The 17,070-nt window shown below is 66.9% G+C and carries 14 protein-coding genes and 1 tRNA gene; 9 read left to right on the forward strand and 6 right to left on the reverse strand.

The features are described from left to right. Positions 1–65: 65 nt before the first annotated feature. The 3 genes from LQ566_RS09000 to LQ566_RS09010 are packed head-to-tail and all read right to left on the reverse strand — an operon-like array spanning position 66 to position 2,207. Positions 66–1,112, reverse strand: coding sequence for a hypothetical protein (locus LQ566_RS09000; protein ID WP_231091278.1), 1,047 nt, complete (start codon positions 1,110–1,112; stop codon positions 66–68). 4 nt (positions 1,113–1,116) lie between these two features. Continuing rightward, entirely contained in the window at positions 1,117–1,797 is a 681-nt protein-coding gene (locus LQ566_RS09005; protein ID WP_231091279.1) for a hypothetical protein, read from the reverse strand. Then, the gene (locus tag LQ566_RS09010) at positions 1,797–2,207 is read right to left on the reverse strand and encodes a hypothetical protein (RefSeq protein ID WP_231091280.1); all 411 of its coding nucleotides are present in this window, start codon (positions 2,205–2,207) and stop codon (positions 1,797–1,799) included. Before LQ566_RS09010 ends, LQ566_RS09005 begins: the two co-directional genes overlap by 1 nt. A 145-nt stretch (positions 2,208–2,352) precedes the next feature. On the opposite strand from LQ566_RS09010, the gene LQ566_RS17780 reads away from it, so the two are divergent. After that, a complete protein-coding gene (locus tag LQ566_RS17780; protein WP_372459784.1) occupies positions 2,353–2,637 on the forward strand; it encodes a helix-turn-helix domain-containing protein in 285 nt (94 codons plus the stop codon). Positions 2,638–3,218: 581 nt separating this feature from the next. Here the strand turns inward: LQ566_RS17780 and LQ566_RS09015 are convergent. Next, positions 3,219–3,302: transfer RNA gene (locus LQ566_RS09015), tRNA-Leu, on the reverse strand. A 152-nt stretch (positions 3,303–3,454) separates the two neighbouring features. Between LQ566_RS09015 and LQ566_RS09020 the strand changes: the two genes are divergently transcribed. From LQ566_RS09020 to LQ566_RS09055, 8 genes are read left to right on the forward strand one after another with little or no spacing between them, the layout of a single operon-like run. Then, entirely contained in the window at positions 3,455–4,189 is a 735-nt protein-coding gene (locus tag LQ566_RS09020) for an FHA domain-containing protein (protein WP_231091281.1), read from the forward strand. Further along, positions 4,189–4,752: an FHA domain-containing protein FhaB/FipA gene (locus LQ566_RS09025; RefSeq protein ID WP_231091282.1), complete on the forward strand. Its 564-nt coding sequence runs from the start codon at positions 4,189–4,191 to the stop codon at positions 4,750–4,752. Before LQ566_RS09020 ends, LQ566_RS09025 begins: the two co-directional genes overlap by 1 nt. 5 nt (positions 4,753–4,757) lie before the next feature. Continuing rightward, on the forward strand, positions 4,758–5,993 hold the full coding sequence (locus LQ566_RS09030; RefSeq protein WP_231091283.1) for a Stp1/IreP family PP2C-type Ser/Thr phosphatase: 1,236 nt from the start codon (positions 4,758–4,760) through the stop codon (positions 5,991–5,993). Further along, positions 5,993–7,408 carry an FtsW/RodA/SpoVE family cell cycle protein gene (locus LQ566_RS09035; protein WP_231091284.1) on the forward strand — a complete coding sequence of 472 codons (1,416 nt, stop codon included), beginning with the start codon at positions 5,993–5,995 and terminating at the stop codon, positions 7,406–7,408. Before LQ566_RS09030 ends, LQ566_RS09035 begins: the two co-directional genes overlap by 1 nt. Next, complete coding sequence (locus tag LQ566_RS09040) at positions 7,405–8,862, forward strand: peptidoglycan D,D-transpeptidase FtsI family protein (RefSeq protein WP_231091285.1); 1,458 nt, start codon at positions 7,405–7,407, stop codon at positions 8,860–8,862. Before LQ566_RS09035 ends, LQ566_RS09040 begins: the two co-directional genes overlap by 4 nt. Continuing rightward, positions 8,859–10,655: a protein kinase domain-containing protein gene (locus LQ566_RS09045; protein WP_231091286.1), complete on the forward strand. Its 1,797-nt coding sequence runs from the start codon at positions 8,859–8,861 to the stop codon at positions 10,653–10,655. Before LQ566_RS09040 ends, LQ566_RS09045 begins: the two co-directional genes overlap by 4 nt. Positions 10,656–10,688: 33 nt before the next feature. Next, positions 10,689–12,356 (forward strand): Stk1 family PASTA domain-containing Ser/Thr kinase, encoded by a 1,668-nt coding sequence (gene pknB / locus LQ566_RS09050; RefSeq protein ID WP_308070730.1) that lies wholly within the window; start codon positions 10,689–10,691, stop codon positions 12,354–12,356. Positions 12,357–12,392: 36 nt separating this feature from the next. Continuing rightward, positions 12,393–12,995, forward strand: coding sequence for a MarR family winged helix-turn-helix transcriptional regulator (locus LQ566_RS09055; protein WP_231091287.1), 603 nt, complete (start codon positions 12,393–12,395; stop codon positions 12,993–12,995). Here the strand turns inward: LQ566_RS09055 and LQ566_RS09060 are convergent. Together LQ566_RS09060 and LQ566_RS09065 are read right to left on the reverse strand one after the other, a co-directional pair. After that, positions 12,896–15,772 (reverse strand): alpha-L-rhamnosidase, encoded by a 2,877-nt coding sequence (locus tag LQ566_RS09060; protein WP_231091288.1) that lies wholly within the window; start codon positions 15,770–15,772, stop codon positions 12,896–12,898. The genes LQ566_RS09055 and LQ566_RS09060 overlap by 100 nt on opposite strands. Next, on the reverse strand, positions 15,769–17,052 hold the full coding sequence (locus tag LQ566_RS09065) for an MFS transporter (RefSeq protein ID WP_231091289.1): 1,284 nt from the start codon (positions 17,050–17,052) through the stop codon (positions 15,769–15,771). The genes LQ566_RS09060 and LQ566_RS09065 overlap by 4 nt, the downstream gene beginning before the upstream one ends. Between the last annotated feature and the right edge of the window lie 18 nt (positions 17,053–17,070).

The raw sequence follows: 17,070 nt of genomic DNA on the forward strand, positions 1-17,070 counted from the left end.
CTCGATGAGTCTCTGCCGCGCGAAAACATGCGATGGTGCGGCTCGGGCCGACCTCCACATTCATCTCAGTCGGAGTCGATGTCTCCGCCCGCGGCCACCCACGCGGGATACTGCGCATTCTGCTTGGCCCGTCGACGGAACTCTTTGACGAGCAGCACCTGCTTCTCGAGGATCAGTAGATCCCGTTCAGCGATGCCCCAGTTCGTGTCGTTGATGTGGCCATCACGAACCAGGGGAAGATAGCGATACGCCATCCGTTCGGCCACTCGAAGCCTCTTGAACACGCCGGTGAGGAATGCTTCGTACCTTGACTCTCCGGCCAGAAGCTTTGCGCCGCCCGAGACGTTGATGCGAGCAGTCGTGTGCTCGATTCGACCGTTCGGTCCACGCTCGGTGAACACGACGTCTGCGGGCCCAAGCTCCGCTCCTGACCCGAGCGCACTTAGGAAGGAGGTCCGAACCAGGTCTACCTCACCGTTAAGCCTGTTCGTGAAAAGCCTTCGACCGTTCAGCTCATTGGTTCCCATGCTGGCGATCTTCGTGACCGTCACAGAGTGACCGATGTCTTTCTTTGTTTCCGCCGCGTTCGTCAGCCAGAGGTAGGCCTCACGGTCGAACGACAGGACGGAAGAGGAGGAGACGTTCGCTCCGCTATCGCGTCGCCGGAGTGCCGTAAGTAGCGCATCAACCGCGGATCCGACCTTCTGGCCTGTCGAATCCTTAATGAGTCGCGGGTCATCCGTGGACCAGAGAAGTAGGTAACCGGCCGACGCCTTGCTAATGAGGACGTCGACACCATCCTTGAACCATGCCTCGGTCGGTCCAGACGTGAGGTTCTCGACGGGACGCTTCTCCCACCAGACCAAACGGGCAGCGACGCGTTCCGGAACTTGATAGGCAGGATCAGCCGCCAACAGCTGCGGCTCTACATCTCCCCCATCATCGCTGATGACAGGGCGCTGGAGATCGTCCGTTATCCCTCGCCACCCGGGTGTGTGTGTCGTTCCAGCTGGGAACCACGCCACGAGCAGGTCGAGAATCTCGTTGAGCTGAAGGGTCGTGGTCAGCGTTTGCGGTGTCATGTGCACCTGCGTGTTGGCGAACGTAGGCATCCGCTCACCTCCATGTTTCAACGAGCGACACGACTGTCGCGTCTACCTTAATGAGCTTGGCATAGACCCTCGCCAACTTGCCGCGGGGCTCCAACTCGTGACGCACCGTCCAGTGTGTCTGCGAGCTTGGAGTCACCGCGTTAAGCCGGAATGGCAGATGAGTCCAAGTGTGCCCAGGCAAGGGAACATCAGGCTTTAGGGTGAAGGCGATGGAAAAGTCGTTACCTATGATGATCTCGCCGGAGTTGACCCTTGTCTGTTCGCCCTCCGAAACCACAATGATGTCGGAGTGAGGAACGCTCACTCTGAGACCACAACCTGACTTCACGGCCTGCTTCAAAGCGACCTTTCCGAGGCCACGTCCATACTTGTGCCGGACGGATACCTCGAAAAGATCACCACCGTCGCCCGAGTTGGCCGTCAAGAACTTCGCGATCACCTTGTCAACGTCGACCTCGGGCTCGCCGATTATCCGCCAGACCACTTCAAGCTCCGCTTTCCCTGCCGCGAACACGTAGAGCAGAAGAAGAACGAGGACGCCGAGGAACGCAGGCACAGCAAAACGCACCCATGGCCACACATCCGGGAACGTCGCGTCCACCCAAGGAGCGAAGAAGAACGTCAGTGCACCCACTCCGGCGATCTTGAGCGCATCGAAAAATGCACCCTTATAGTCCTCCGGCATCAGCTGATGCTGAGGAGCGTTCGCGCGGCAGAGACAAAGGCCGGGATCGGTTCGTCCTCGGTCACCTCGAACCCTCCGTATCGCTCAACGACGACCCGCGCCCCATCCGCTGACTCAAGCTCTACGGACATCACGACATATGGGCCACCTGGTCCATCGAGGAGGTCTTCGGCGGCATCAAGGTCGCCCGAGCGCAAGGCCTCCACTATTCTTTCGCTGGCTTGTTCCGCGATCTCATGGTCCATCGGCATGAGCGCTACGTCGCGAAGTTCAACCCGCATTGGGTCGAGGTGAACCGCTCGCGCCTGGATGGCGAGGTGCAGTAGAGCCGTGGAGCCCCACCTTGGGACGAAGTTCCCGTGCGCTTTGTCGTCGAAGGTGCGAGGAGCAAGGTGGGAATCGTTGCTCACGTACCAGAGCTTTGTACGCTCTGCGTCTCGCACTAGCTGCTTAGCCTGCCAAGCCATCTCAGACACCTCCTCACTGGTGACGATACTCGATCTATCCCCTGCGGCGGGCTTACTATTATTATATCGCTACTATTATAGAGGGAAGATGCCACGTCCACCAGCCTCCGTCACGGATCCTCAGAGCGCTCAGAAGGCAGCCCGCCTCGGCGGCGTTCTTGGAACCGCCCGCCGTTCGGTCGGCCTCAGCCAGCAGCGCCTGGCGGAACAAGCCGGCGTCTCCATCGGATCCATAGCGAAACTCGAAGCGGGGCGAAATCCCGAGCCCGGTTTCTTTTTGGTGGCGCGGGTAGTGTCGGCACTAAGCCACTCGTTGTCAGCGCCGAAGCGATCTGCGCTCCAAGCGGACGTGCACGCATTCTTCCAACCGTGAAGTGGGCCTCCCGCAACATCGCACTAGCGCAACTCATGCTTCAGACGTGACTCGGTGAAGTCACAGCACAGGTTGAGATCGAATCGCGTATCGAGACGGACTCTGCCGAGCTCCCTCGCCGCATGTCCAGGCAGATGACGGCCCATGCGGGTGAATCTGCTGGCCCGCGCGAGCTCGTCACACGCATCGTAAAGACCGACTTTGGAAGGTCGACGCCCACGCGCGCTTGCAGCTCGTGGACCATGAGTCTCTCACCAACGCGTCACTCCGCTAGCGCCTCGCCGTCTCCCCAGGAAGCAACCCCCAGGTGTCCCGGCTCATCGGCGACGCGTTGAACGAGGGACTGACTCATAAAGCTGATCGACGAAACCGTTGGCATAGGCGGCTCCAACCCACCGTGCGGGCTTGTACCCCGAGATGTTGCTCTAGGCGACCCTCTACGGCGCGGCGGTGGCAGCAGCTGCGGAGCCCATGGCGTCAGCACCAACCACGGGTAAGAACAACTCTGGCCCCGAGTTTCCCAAGAAACACGGGGCCAGTTTGCCAAATAGATGCGCTCAGTTTCCCAAACACACCGTCTGTGCGCGAGGGGGGAGTTGAACCCCCACGCCCTTTCGGGCACTGGCACCTGAAGCCAGCGCGTCTGCCTATTCCGCCACTCGCGCGCATCCGGATAGCTCCGGAAGCACCTGATGAGATTAGCACGGTTTGGACGGTGCTCATGACCATCGTGACCCGAATTCCCAGCCGGTCCCAGCCTCACCGTCTAGCATGGCCCAGTACGGCACGCCTGCCGTCACCTGGCCGGAGGAGAGACGTGGGACTACTGGACAGCTTCGAGAAGGGCTTGGAGCGCGCCGTCAACGGTGCGTTCGCGCGCACCTTCCGCAGCGGCATCCAGCCGGTCGAGATCGCCTCGGCGCTGCGGCGTGAGATGGACACGAACGCGGCCGTCGTGAGCCGGGATCGCATCCTCGCCCCCAACGCCTTCACGGTGCTGCTGTCGCCCGCCGACGAATCGAAGATGTCGAACTACGGCGGCACGCTCACCACCGAGCTGGAGCAGATCGTGCGCAAGCACGCGAAGCAGCAGGGGTACTCGTTCGCAGGCCCACTGTCGATCACGATCGTGGCCGACACGACCACCCCCACGGGTACGGTCAGCGTGGAATCCGAGTCGGCGCAGGCCGCCTCCGTCTCCTGGCGTGCGGTCGTGGACATCGACGGCCAGCGTCATGCGCTCACCAAGGCGCGCACGGTGATCGGGCGCGGGAGCGACGCGGACATCACCATCGCCGACCCCAACACGTCACGCAAGCACGTGGAGATCCTCTGGGACGGCACAAGAGGCATGGTGCGCGACCTCGGATCCACAAACGGCTCCAAGCTCAACGGCGTGAAATTCTCCTCCAGCGCGCTGGAGCCCGATTCGACCATCACGATCGGCAAGACCCGCATCGTGTTCCGCGTCGTCGCGCAGCAGGCTCGTCCCGCGCGCTCTGCAGCGCGTGATGACGCCACGCGCATCTTCGACGCGAGGGAGCTCAGCTGATGACCGACCTCACTCTCCTGCTGCTGCGCATCGGATTCCTGGTGCTGCTGTGGTTCTTCGTCTTCGGTGTGGTGTACTCGCTGCGCTCGGACCTCTTCGGCGTGAGGGCGCGCAAGCTCCCCGATGGCCCTGAAGGAGTCGACACTCCGCCGCGGCCGGCACAGGCCGTTGCGGCGCCCGTGGCTCCGTCCAACGATCGCACCGCCCCCGTCGAGCCGGTGCGCACGCCTCGGGCATCCGCCTCCGCCGCGACCGGGCCGGCCACCACATCGACCGTCTCGCGCATCGTCATCACCTCCGGACCGAAGGCCGGTCTGGAGATTCCGCTCGGAAACCAGCCGCTCACGATCGGGCGATCGCGTGAGTCCGGACTCGTGATCCGCGACGACTACACCTCCTCCCACCACGCTCGCCTCGTCCTCTGGGGCGATCAGTGGATGATCCAAGACCTCGATTCGACCAACGGAACGTGGCACGACGGCGATCGCGTCGCCTCGCCCGTCCCGATCCGCGTCGGCGCACCCGTCAAGGTGGGCGCGACGACGTTCGAATTGAGGAAGTAAGGGCGATGGTCTTCCAGGGCTCCGCCGTCGCGATCTCCCACACGGGGAAGGTCCGATCGAACAACCAGGACTCCGGCTACGCCGGATCCAATCTCTTCGTCGTGGCCGACGGCATGGGCGGTCACGCCGGTGGCGATGTGGCCTCGGCTCTCGCGATCAGCCGGCTGCAGGCGCTCGACACCGCCCACGCCAGCACCCGCGACGCCGAGAACGATCTGCGCGACGCCATCACCGAGGCCGCCGGCGACCTCATCGACATGACCCGGCGACGCCCGGAGCTCACCGGCATGGGCACCACGGTCGATGCGATCCTGATGGTCGACGACAACGCCGTCATCGCGCACATCGGCGACTCGCGCATCTACCTCTACCGCGAGGGCGTGCTGACCCAGATCACCACGGACCACACCTTCGTGCAGCGGCTCGTGGACTCCGGCCGCATCACCCCCGAGGAAGCGCGCTACCACCCGCGTCGTTCGGTGCTGATGCGCGTGCTCGGAGATCAGGACCCGCACCCCGAGATCGACACCTTCATCATGCAGACGCAGGAGGGCGATCGGTGGCTGCTGTGCTCCGACGGTCTCTCGGGCGTCGTGGATGAGATCCACATGCAGAAGGTCCTGGACCACGGCTACGCGCCGGGTCGCACGGCGGACCTGCTGCTGAAGCAGGCCCTCGACGGCGGGGCCCCGGACAACGTCACCATCGTCATCGCCGACGTCGGCGGCCCGCATCCGGCGTTCGCGACGGCAGGCACCATCGTCGGGTCCGCGGCCAACCCGATCGGCATCGAGATCCCGGCAGCGCGCACCGCCCGCCCCGGATGGCTGCACACCGCTCGCCAGGCCGCAAACGAGCCCACGCACTTCGAACCCGCAGCCGAGTTCCTCGAAGAGCTCATCGAAGAGGACCGCCGCCGCGCCAAACGGCGCCGGATCGCCTGGTTCGCAGGGCTCGTGGTCGTGCTGATCGCCATCGCGGGTGCCCTGTTCGTGGCGTACGAGTGGACGCAGACCCGCTACTACGTGGGCGCTGATGACGACTCCGTGGTCATCTACCAGGGCATCCAGCAAGGCATCGGCCCGATCGCGTTGTCCCATACGTACGAGGACAGCAACATCCTGCTCGCCGAGCTCACCGAGTTCCAGCGCGCCAACGTCGAGAAGACGATCAGCGCACGCTCGCTCGCCGACGCCCAGGCCATCGTGGAACGCCTGCGCAAAGATGCGGGGGTGAACTGATGTCCGACGCGCTCACGCGAGACGCTCCCGCATCCGGCGACACCGCCGTCATCAAGGCGCTGCGCAAGATCCGCATGCCCAAGAAGCAGCGCAACCGGGAACTGGTGCTTCTGCTGTTCGCCCTGCTGATCAGCGCCGCCGCCGTCTACATCGTCCAGATGGCCACCAGCGGCACCCTCGACGCGGAGTACTTCGGCCTGCTCGGCGGCACCGCCCTGCTCGTGATCGTCCTGCACGTCGTCCTGCGGTGGCGCGCGCCCAACGCCGATCCCTTCGTGGTCCCCATCGCCACTCTGCTCACCGGTATCGGCATCGCGGAGATCTACCGCATCGACTTGCACTGGCTGAGCGTGGGCGAGATGAGCCCGGGCTGGGACCAGAACTCGATCAAGCAGATCGTCTGGCTGATCATCTCGCTGGTGGCGACACTCGCCGTGGTCCTGCTGCTTCGCAACTACCGCCTGCTGTACCGCTACACGTACATCTTCGGACTGGCGGGCATCCTCCTGCTGCTGCTGCCGTTCATTCCGTTCCTGAGCGCCGACGGGAACGCGCAGGTGTGGGTGTCGATCGCCGGCGTGTTCTCGTTCCAGCCGGGTGAGATCGCGAAGATCTGCCTGGCGATCTTCTTCGCCGGCTACCTGGTGCGCACCCGCGAGAGCCTGGTGTCGGTGGGCCATCGCTTCCTCGGCCTCACCTGGCCGCGCGCACGGGAGCTGGGCCCGCTGCTGGTGCTGTGGTTCGTCTCGATGGGCATCATCGTCATTCAGCGCGACCTCGGCACCGGTCTGCTGATGTTCGGCATGTTCGTCGCGATGCTCTACGTGGCCACCGGCAAGACCAGCTGGGTGGTGATCGGTCTGCTGCTCGCCGGCGGCGGCGCCTTCCTCGCCTCTCGGGTGCTCCCCTACGTCGGACACCGCTTCAACAACTGGCTGAACGCCTTCGACCAGGGCGTCATCGACCAGGAGAACGGCAGCTTCCAGCTGGTGCAGGGCATCTTCGGGCTGGGCCAGGGCGGCCTGGTGGGCACCGGTCTCGGCCAGGGCCGGCCGTACCTCACCCCGCTGGCGCAGAGCGACTACATCATCCCGAGCCTCGGTGAAGAACTCGGACTCGTCGGCCTGTTCGCTCTGCTCTGCCTCTACATGGTGTTCATCAGCCGCGGCCTGCGCATCGGCCTCACCGGCCAGGACGACTTCGGCAAGCTGCTGGCCACGGGCCTCGCGTTCACCCTGGCGCTGCAGGTGTTCATCATGGTGGGCGGCGTGACGCGCGTGATCCCGCTCACGGGTCTGACCACGCCCTTCCTGGCTTCGGGTGGTTCCTCGCTGGTGGCCAACTGGATCATCGTCGGCCTCCTGCTGCGGGTCTCCGACGCGGTACGCAGCCAGCCCCGGGTGGTGATCGGATGACCAAGGAAGTTCGTCGACTGGCGATTCTCATCCTCGCGATGTTCCTCACCCTGTTCTGCTCGGTGACCGTGATCCAGGGTGTGCAGAGCGACTCGCTCGCGGAGAACCCGAACAACAAGCGCGCGCAGTACGACAGCTACGAGGTGCAGCGTGGATCGATCATCGCCAGCGGTTCGGTGATCGCATCGTCCGTGCCGACGAGCGATCTCTACTCGTTCCAGCGCGTCTACACCGACGCCGCGATGTGGGCGCCGGTCACCGGCTATTACAACCCCGCCCTGGGGTCGTGGACCGGCATCGAAGCGGCGATGAACAGCGAACTCTCCGGCCGCGGCGGTTCGCAGTTCTTCGAGCGGCTCGACCAGCTGATCTCGGGTCAGGCGCCGCGCGGCTCCAGCGTGGCGCTCTCCCTGGACCCGGTGGTGCAGAAGGCTGCGTTCGAGGCGCTCGGCGACCAGCAGGGCGCCGTGGTCGCCATCGAGCCGAAGACCGGCCGCATCCTCGCGATGGTGAGCTCGCCCACGTTCGACACGAACAGTCTCGCCACGCACGACACCGACGCCGCCAATGCGGCGTACGACGCCCTAGACGCCGCCGACCCCGACCCGCTGATCAACCGCGCCATCGGCGGCGACATGAACCCTCCGGGCTCCACGTTCAAGCTGGTGGTGGCCGCGGCCGCCCTGGATTCGGGCAAGTACACCGCCTCATCCACGCTGCCCAACCCCGCGAGCTTCACGCTGCCGCAGACCAATCACCAGGTCATGAACGCGAGCGGCGGCACGTGTGGCCCCGGTGACACCGTGACCATCGCCGACGCCCTGCGCCTCAGCTGCAACGTGCCGATGGCCGAACTGGCCATCGAGCTGGGCGATGACGCCCTGCGCCAGATGGCCGAGTCGTTCGGCTTCAACCACTCGTTCGAACTGCCCCTCAAGGCACCCGCCTCCGTGTTCCCGCAGAAGCTCGATGTGCCGCAGACCGGCATGGCGGGATTCGGCCAGAGCGACCTGCGCGCCACCCCGCTGCAGATGGCGCTCGTGGCCGCCGGAATCGCCAATGGCGGCGTGGTGATGACCCCCACCATGGTGGACGGGGTCGTGGCGCCGGACCTGAGTGTGCATAATGCAACTGAACCCCAGCAGCTGTCTCAGCCCGTGACCTCGAAAGTGGCGGATGCGCTGAAGAGCATGATGGTCGCCGATGTCAGTAATGGCGTCGCGGGCGGTGCAAGAATAGACGGAGTCGACGTGGGCGGTAAGACCGGTACCGCCGAGAACGATTCCGACGAACCCTACACGCTCTGGTTCACGGGCTTCGCTCCGGCGGAGAACCCCGAAGTGGCCGTTGCGGTCGTCGTGGAGAACGGCGGCGGTCAGGGGCAGTCAGGATCGGGAGATGCCATCGCAGCTCCCATCGCGAAGCAGGTCATGGAGGCGGTGCTGAACAAATGAGGCCGACACAGGGCGTCACCTTCGGTGGACGGTATGAGCTGGTGTCCCGCATCGCCATCGGCGGCATGGGCGAGGTCTGGGAAGCGACCGATCACGTCATCGGGCGAACCGTCGCGATCAAGATCCTCAAGGACGAGTACATGGGGGACCCCGGGTTCCTCGAGCGGTTCCGCGCCGAGGCGCGCCACGCCGCCCTCGTGAACCACGAGGGCATCGCGAGCGTCTTCGACTACGGCGAGGAGAACGGCTCGGCCTTCCTCGTCATGGAGCTCGTTCCCGGCGAGGCCCTCTCCTCCATCCTGGAGCGCGATGGTGCGCTCAGCAGCGACAAGACGCTCGACTACGTGGCGCAGACGGCCGCAGCGCTCCAGGCAGCGCACGCCGCCGGGCTGGTGCACCGCGACATCAAGCCGGGAAACCTGCTGATCACCCCCGACGGCCGCGTCAAGATCACGGACTTCGGTATCGCCCGCATCGCCGATCAGGTGCCGCTCACGGCCACCGGACAGGTGATGGGAACGGTGCAGTACCTGTCGCCGGAGCAGGCGTCCGGTCATCCTGCATCCCCGGCCACGGACACGTACTCGCTGGGAATCGTGGCCTACGAATGCCTGGCCGGCAAGCGCCCCTTCACCGGCGAGTCGCAGGTCGCGATCGCCATGGCGCAGATCAACGACACCCCGCCGCCCCTGCCCGCAACCGTGGCGCAGCCGGTGCAGAACCTCGTGATGGCGATGATCGCGAAGAAGCCGGAGGATCGCCCCGCGTCCTCGGCCGCAGTGGCACGTGCCGCCACCGCTCTCCGACGCGGAGACATGGCAGCTGCAGTACAGGCCGTACCCGCCATCGCGACCGGAATGGGTGCGCTGGCCGGTGCTGAGGACGACGCGACCCAGCTGCTCTTCGGAGACACCGCCGCAGCCACCCGCATGCTGGACGCCACCGAGCAGCAGCCCGCCGCCACCGCGACGAAGGGCAAGCGCAGCCCGTGGACGTGGCCGCTGGTCGCGCTCATCGCGCTCCTGCTCATCGTGCTGGCCGGGACGCTGTTCGCTCTGCTGAACCCGAGCAGCAACGGCGCGGACAAGGTCACCACATCGGCGCCGCCGAGCTCGGCCGCGCCCTCCAAGACCCCCTCGTCCACGCCGACTCCCACGACGAAGCTGGTGCCGCTCGGGGACCTCAACCTCCTCAACCAGCCGTGCGACGCCGCGAAGGCCACGCTGGCCGCCCACAACCTCGTCGGCGAGTGCGTGGACGGCACCACGCCCGCGCCGAGCGCCGACCTGGTCGGCGCGGTGGCCTCCATGGCGCCCGCCGGCGGCAACGTCGAGGAGGGTTCCACCGTGACGCTCACGCTCTACGGTGCGCAGTCCGAGCTGGTGGCACCCGCAGCGGCGACGTTCGCCGTCAACGGCAACGCGGTGCAGCAGGCGGAGGCGGGCTCCACCGTGGAGCTCACCTGGCCCGCCTACCAGGCATGCCCGGCGGACGAGGCACTCACCGGCTACACGATCACACTGACGAACGCGGTGTTCCAGGACGACCAGTCCACCTCCAAGCAGGTCTCCAGCCCCGAGCGCCTGCTCGTGGTGATCGGCGACATGGCTCCGCAGGCCGCCATCGCCAGCTACACGGTGACGTGCGGTGAACGACCGAGCCCGGCGTCTGCCGAAGTGAAGGTCCAGATCACTCCGGCACCGGAGCCCGAGCCGACGCCGACCGGCCCCACCGCGACACCCACCGCTGGTGCAGGGGGCGACACGTCGGGCAACGGCGGCAGCAGCCAGTAAGCTTGTCCCACACAGATATGGGGGGCGTAGTCCGTGTCGGAACCGTCACGTGTCCTGTCGGGACGATACCGCGTCGATGACGTCATCGGCACCGGTGGCATGGCCACCGTGTACCGCGGGTACGACCTCAAGCTCGGACGCACCGTCGCCGTCAAGATCCTGAACAAGGACCTGGCACGCGACAGCACCTTCCGCACCCGCTTCCGGATGGAAGCGCAGGCCGCCTCCCGCATGGCGAACCAGTCCATCGTCCGCGTCTTCGATGCGGGCGAGGACACGGAGAACGACGTCGCGGTCCCCTACATCATCATGGAGCTGGTGACGGGGCGCACCCTCAAGCAGCACGCCGCGGAGGGACGACTCACCACGTCGGACGCCCTGCGCTACGTCGACGGCATCCTGGAGGCGCTGGAGTACTCGCACCGAGCCGGGGTCATCCACCGAGACATCAAGCCCGGAAACGTGATGATCACCGAGGACGGCCGCGTCAAGGTGATGGACTTCGGGATCGCACGCGCGGTCTCCGACTCCTCGTCCACCGTCGCCGAGACCACGTCCATCATCGGCACGGCGGCCTACTTCTCGCCGGAGCAGGCGAAGGGCGAGCCGGTCGATGCCCGCACCGACCTCTACTCCACCGGCATCGTGCTGTACGAGCTGCTCACGGGGCGCCAGCCGTTCCGCGGCGACTCCCCCGTCGCCGTCGCCTATCAGCACGTCAGCGAGACACCCGTACCCCCCTCCGAGGTGGATCAGGCCGTGCCCCGGGCGCTCGATGAGGTCGTGCTGCGCGCGCTCGCCAAGGACCCCTACAACCGCTACCCCGATGCGGCCACCTTCCGCGCTGCGCTGGCCGGTGCCGCCGACGGACGCACGCCGTCCAAGCGACACCTGGAGAACCTCACCAACGAGCTCTACGGCGCCAACCCGCGCGCCGCAGCCGAGACGGCACGATCACTGCGTCAGCTCTCCACCGACACCACAATGACCCGCACTCAGCAGGGTCCGCCCGTGGCGTGGATCTGGGCGGGCGTGGCGGTCGTCGCGGTTCTCGTCGTCTCCGTCGTGTTCTGGGCCGTGAGTTTCGGCAAGCCTTCTCCCACGGCGACTCCCACCGGCCTCACCGTCCCCAATGTGGTGACGATGGAGTTCGACCAGGCCACGCACGAACTCACCGAGAAGGGCCTGCGCTTCAAGAAGACCGAAGAAGCCAGCGAGGATGTGGCCGCGGGTTCGGTCATACGAACAGATCCCGCACCCGGAACTCCCATCGAGCCGGCGTCGTCGGTCACGCTGGTGGTGTCCACCGGTGCAGCCACCGTGGAGGTGCCGGCGCTGGTGGATCAGACGTCCGCGGCCCAGGCGCTACAGGCGGCGGGGCTGCAGCTCGGAGCCGTGAACGCGCAGAACGACCCCTCGCGTGCGAAGGGGACCGTCATTTCCTCGGAGCCGGCCGCGGGTGAGAAGGTGGCGCCCGGAACCACCGTGCGACTTCTCGTGGCCTCCGGCAAGGTGACCGTCGTCAACTACAAGGGCTGGTCGCTCGAGGCCGCCCGGGAGACGCTCGAGGGGCCCGAGTTCGAGCTCACCGTGAACGCCACGCCCGATCCCTCATGCACCGGCGGAACCGTTCAGTCGCAGGTGCAGATCGGCGACGTCGACATTCACTCCACCGTCGATCTGACCTACTGCGCGGGCTGACCGCGTCCTCGTGACGCCCTGCGAGAGAATGAGCGCATGCCCCGTCCGCCCTCCGCGTCCGTCAATCTGGAATCCGTTCCCGGCGCTGATCGATCGGTCATCGGGGACGGAGGACTGAACGCGCGGGCGGCGATGCAGGCGATGATCACGTGGGCGTCGTCGATGACCCGCCGCGAGGATCTGCTGCGGCGCAGCGACTTCCCGCTCGCCGACGACATGCTGGCGTTCCTGGTCATGAATCAGCTCGCCTATCGCGGCCTCGCCCGCCCCACCGAGCTCGCCGACGCCGTGCACACGGGACGATCCAACCTCAGCAAGGTGATCCGTCGTCTGGAAGAGGCCGGTCTCGTCGGTCGCATGCCGAACCCCGAGGACGGCCGCGAGACGATGATCGGGATGACCCTGCAGGGGCGGTCCGTGGCGAGCCGCATCGTCGCGGCCAGCGACGATGATCTCGGCGCCGCGGTCGCCCACTGGAGCGATGAGGATCTGACCCGGTTCGAGGAACTGCTCGTCCGTCTGGTGCGAGACCTCGACGATCAGATGGACGGCGGGGTGCGGCGTGTGGCAGGCGTCAGCTGGAAGCCTTCGGCAGCCCGATGGGATCCGACCCGCTCCGCAGACAGTTCTGCCAGCTGACGCGCGATCTCGGCCTGAATCATCGGGCTGGCGTACTGGAACACCACTTCGGCCAGGGTCTGCCGTGCTGTCCAGCGCGTGCCCGCGTGCATCGCCGCCACCGATCCCGGGCGGTGCTGCTCCAGCAGCTGCTCGACCAGCCGCAGCGCTTCCGGATCGTCGATGACATCCGCGAGCGCGGTGTCCATTCCCACTGCGCCCGGCGATGATCCACCCTCCGCCGGGCACACCCAGCGATGGTTGCCGGCGCCGACGGAGAACTCACGCCCGTCGGGAAGACGCACCTGGGCCGTGACGCCCGCGGGAAGGGCGGCGTGGACCACGATCTGCGCGTCCTCTCGTCGCCATCCCGCCTCGATCCGGCCGAACGGACCCTCGTAGGACGCGGAGGCGTCGTCGACACCGGGCAGCGGGTGCGGTGCGATGCGGACGCTGCGATGACCCGGTCGGGTCAGGGCCAGGCCCGCGAGCTCGCGATGCATCCAGTCGGCCACCGCCCCCAGTGCGTAGTGGTTGAAGCTGGTCATGTCGCCGGGGTTGATGGAGCCGTCGGGAAGCATCGAGTCCCACCGTTCCCAGATGGTCGTGGCACCCATGGTGACCGGGTAGAGCCAGGATGGACAGGCCGTCTGCAGCAGCAGGCGCCCTGCCGCGGCATCGTGCCCGGTGGACGTGAGGGCATCGAGCACGATCGGCGTGCCCACGAACCCTGTCGCGATGCGATAGCCGTTCTCCCGCACGAGAGCGGCCAGCCGCCGTCCCGCGGGGTCACGCAGCGCCGGGGGGAGCAGATCGAACGTCAGCGCCAGCGCGTAGGCGGTCGGAGTGTCGGAGAGCAGACGCCCGGCCCCGGTCACGTACTCGCGCACGAATGCCTGCCGCACCTCGTCCGCGACGCCGCGATAGCGCTCCGCGTCCGTCGTGTGCCCGAGGATCTCTGCTGCTCGCGACAACAGACGCGTCGAGTGGGCGAGATAGGCCGTGGCTACAAGCCCGGTGGCGGTCATCGCCTGGCCCGGTCGGTCGGGCGGTGCCGTCGGGTCGAGCCAGTCCCCGAACTGGAAGTCCCCCTCCCACACCCGGCCAGCCCCCGCCCGTCGCAGGCAGAGCTCGACCCACGCCCGGGCACTCGGGTACTGACGTGTGAGCACATCGCGGTCGCCGAAGTGCCGTTCCAGCACGTCCGGCACGATGACGGCCGCGTCCCCCCATGCGGCCGCGGGCCGTGCCAGGCCGATCACATCGGGGATCACGAACGGGACCACGCCCTCGTCATCCTGTTCCAGAGCAAGATCGCGCAGCCAGGAGTCGAGGAATCCCCGGACGTCGTAGAGGAACGCGGCCGTGGGGGCGAAGACCTGGATGTCGCCGGTCCATCCGAGCCGTTCATCGCGCTGTGGGCAGTCTGTGGGCACGGACAGGAAATTCCCCCGCAGACTCCACACGACGTTCTCATGCAGCCGCTGAAGCAAGGGATGAGAGGTGTGGAACCAGCCGGTGCGTTCCAGGTCGCTGTGGATGACCACGGCGGTCACGTCGTCGGTGACGATCTCACCCGGCCAGCCGCTCACCTCGGCGTACCGGAAGCCGTGGAAGGTGAACTCCGGCTCCCACACTTCGACGCCCTCGCCGCTGAGCGTGTAGCGATCGGTGGCGGCGGCCCGGCGCAGCGGCCGGACGCCGAGCTCACCGTGCTCGAGCACCTCCGCGTGGCGCACCGTCACTGTCGTGCCCGCCGGGCCCGTCACGCGCAGCCGCACCCGCCCGACCAGGTTCTGCCCGAAATCGAGGATGGTCGCATCGCCCGCACCGGGCAGCAGCGCGACGGGTCGGCGTTCCTCCGTGCGGCGCACGGGAGGAGAGATCCGCGGGCCGGGGACGTGCTCCGCGGGATGGATCAGTGCCGGTGTCCACCCGCCATCGTCGTACCCCGGCTGGTCACAGGGGCGACCCGCTGCGTCCCGCAGGTGCATACGCGCGTCATAGCACTCACCGGCGTAGAGACCGCTGGTGCGCAGCGCGCCACGGGTAGTGCGCCAGGCACCGTCGGTCGAGATCCACCGATGCGCACCGTCTGCCGATTCCACGAGAAGCTGCATCGCCACGCGCGGCTGCTCGCCGTAGCGCGGCTGCGCGTTCTGGCGGAAGCCGAAGTGCTCCGTGGCCCAGGCGCCGGCCAGGCGGATCAGGATGCAGTTGTCCCCCTCACGGAGGAGGCCGGTGACGTCGGTGGTCTCGTGGACGGTGCGTGCGGAGTACGGGGTCCATCCGGGTGCGAGGACATGGTCGGTGACGTCGGCGCCGTTGACACTCACCTGGTGCACGCCCACGGAACTCGAATACAGGGTGGCGCGCACCACGTCGTGCGCCGTGAACTCGTGCCGGAGCAGTACCGGCTGCGCGTGGATCTCCGGTGTCCGCTGGCCGATCCAGTCAGCATGCCATTCGCCGTCCCCGAGAAATGCGGCAACGACCGGCACCGGTTCGCTCCAGTCGCTCGCCGACTCATCGTCGCCGAACACCCGGACACGCAGCGTGCCCTGCTGTCGGGGCGCGAGCGGAGCGAACGGCCACGTACGCCGAAGTCGCCCTCCACCCGGCAGCCGGGCCCGCTCCACCGCGCCCGCGCTGCTCCACTCGACCTCTGCACCGGCCTGCCGCCATGACGGCGACGGCACGGTGATCCGCCAACCGATCCGCGGCTCGGCCACCGGTGTGGGATCGCCCCGACGGGGCGCTTCCACATCCACCCGGGTGACGACGGCGACGGCGGTCATCGGCTTTCCCAGGCCGTGACCGTCTCCGAGCGTCCGGGGTCCTCATCGGGGATCGGAGCGGGACGACGACGGCGGAAAGCCAGCCACGCGCAGCCGAGGCCCACGACGTTGAACACGGTGAGCAGCACGTACATCACCGTGACGCTCGTGTCGAGGATCAGCGGCGTGATCACCGCGAGCCCCGCAGCCGAGAACCGGCCGATCGCGATGATCGCGCCCTGTGCGGTGGAGCGCAGCAGCGTGGGGAACGACTCCTGTGTCCACACCTTCATGATCCCCTCGAAGGCGAACGCACCCCCGACGGCCGCCAGCAGCGCACTCACGGCGTACGTGACGAGGTTGAGCCCCGCGACCACGACGAGCAGCTTCGACGCGATCATCAGGACCGCGCCCACCTGAAAGTACACAAAGCGACGCGGGCCGTCGGCGATCTTCATGAACCAGAGGTATCCCAGCACGGCGACCGGCACCATCGGCAGTGCGATCAGCGCGGCCTGTCCCACGGTGGCGCCACCATAGGTCACCACGATGTACGTGCCGAACTGTCCGCTGGTGTTCGCGACGAGGTTCGTGAACGCGTAGAAGGCGACGAGAGCGAGAAACGGCACCAGGAAGGGCGGACGGAGCAGGTCGCTGATGCGGGCGCGATCAGCACGCTCGCCGGACGTGCCGGCGCGCTTGCGGGTGCGAGCGGCCTGCCACGCGGCGGATTCCGGGATGGTCAGCCGTCCGACCAGGACGAGGGCGGCAACCACGCCGATGTGCGCGAACAGGACCTGGGCACCGGCACGCCCCCAGTCCCCGACCACGCTGGCGAGCACCGTGTTGACCACGATCCCGATGATCCACAACAGGTTGGAAAAGCCCAGCAGACGCCCGCGGTTCCGCTCCGTCGCCGCCTCAGCGATGGTCGAGAGCGAGACCGGCAGGTCTGCTCCGGTGCCGAGGCCGAGCAGCACGGCACCGAGGACCACCATCTCGAACGACGGTGCCACGACGAGCGCTCCCACAGCCGTGAGGATCAGCACCATGGTGGCGGTGAAGACCGGACGACGCCCGAGCCGATCCCCCAGCCTGCCGCCGATCAACGCTCCGAAGGCGATCGACAGCGTGAGGGCTCCGGCCGCGACGCCCACCTGCCACTGGGTGAGGCCGAGGTCCTGCTGCAGGATGACGATCGAGGTGCTGAAGCCGGTGATGGCGGCGGAATCGATGTAGGACGCCATACCGGAGACGACGGCGACCCACCAGGGACGAGAGTGCAGGGGACGAGCGGACATGGCTTCTCCTTCGAAGCA

This window comes from Microbacterium nymphoidis (assembly GCF_021044885.1).
GTDB lineage: Bacteria > Actinomycetota > Actinomycetes > Actinomycetales > Microbacteriaceae > Microbacterium > Microbacterium nymphoidis.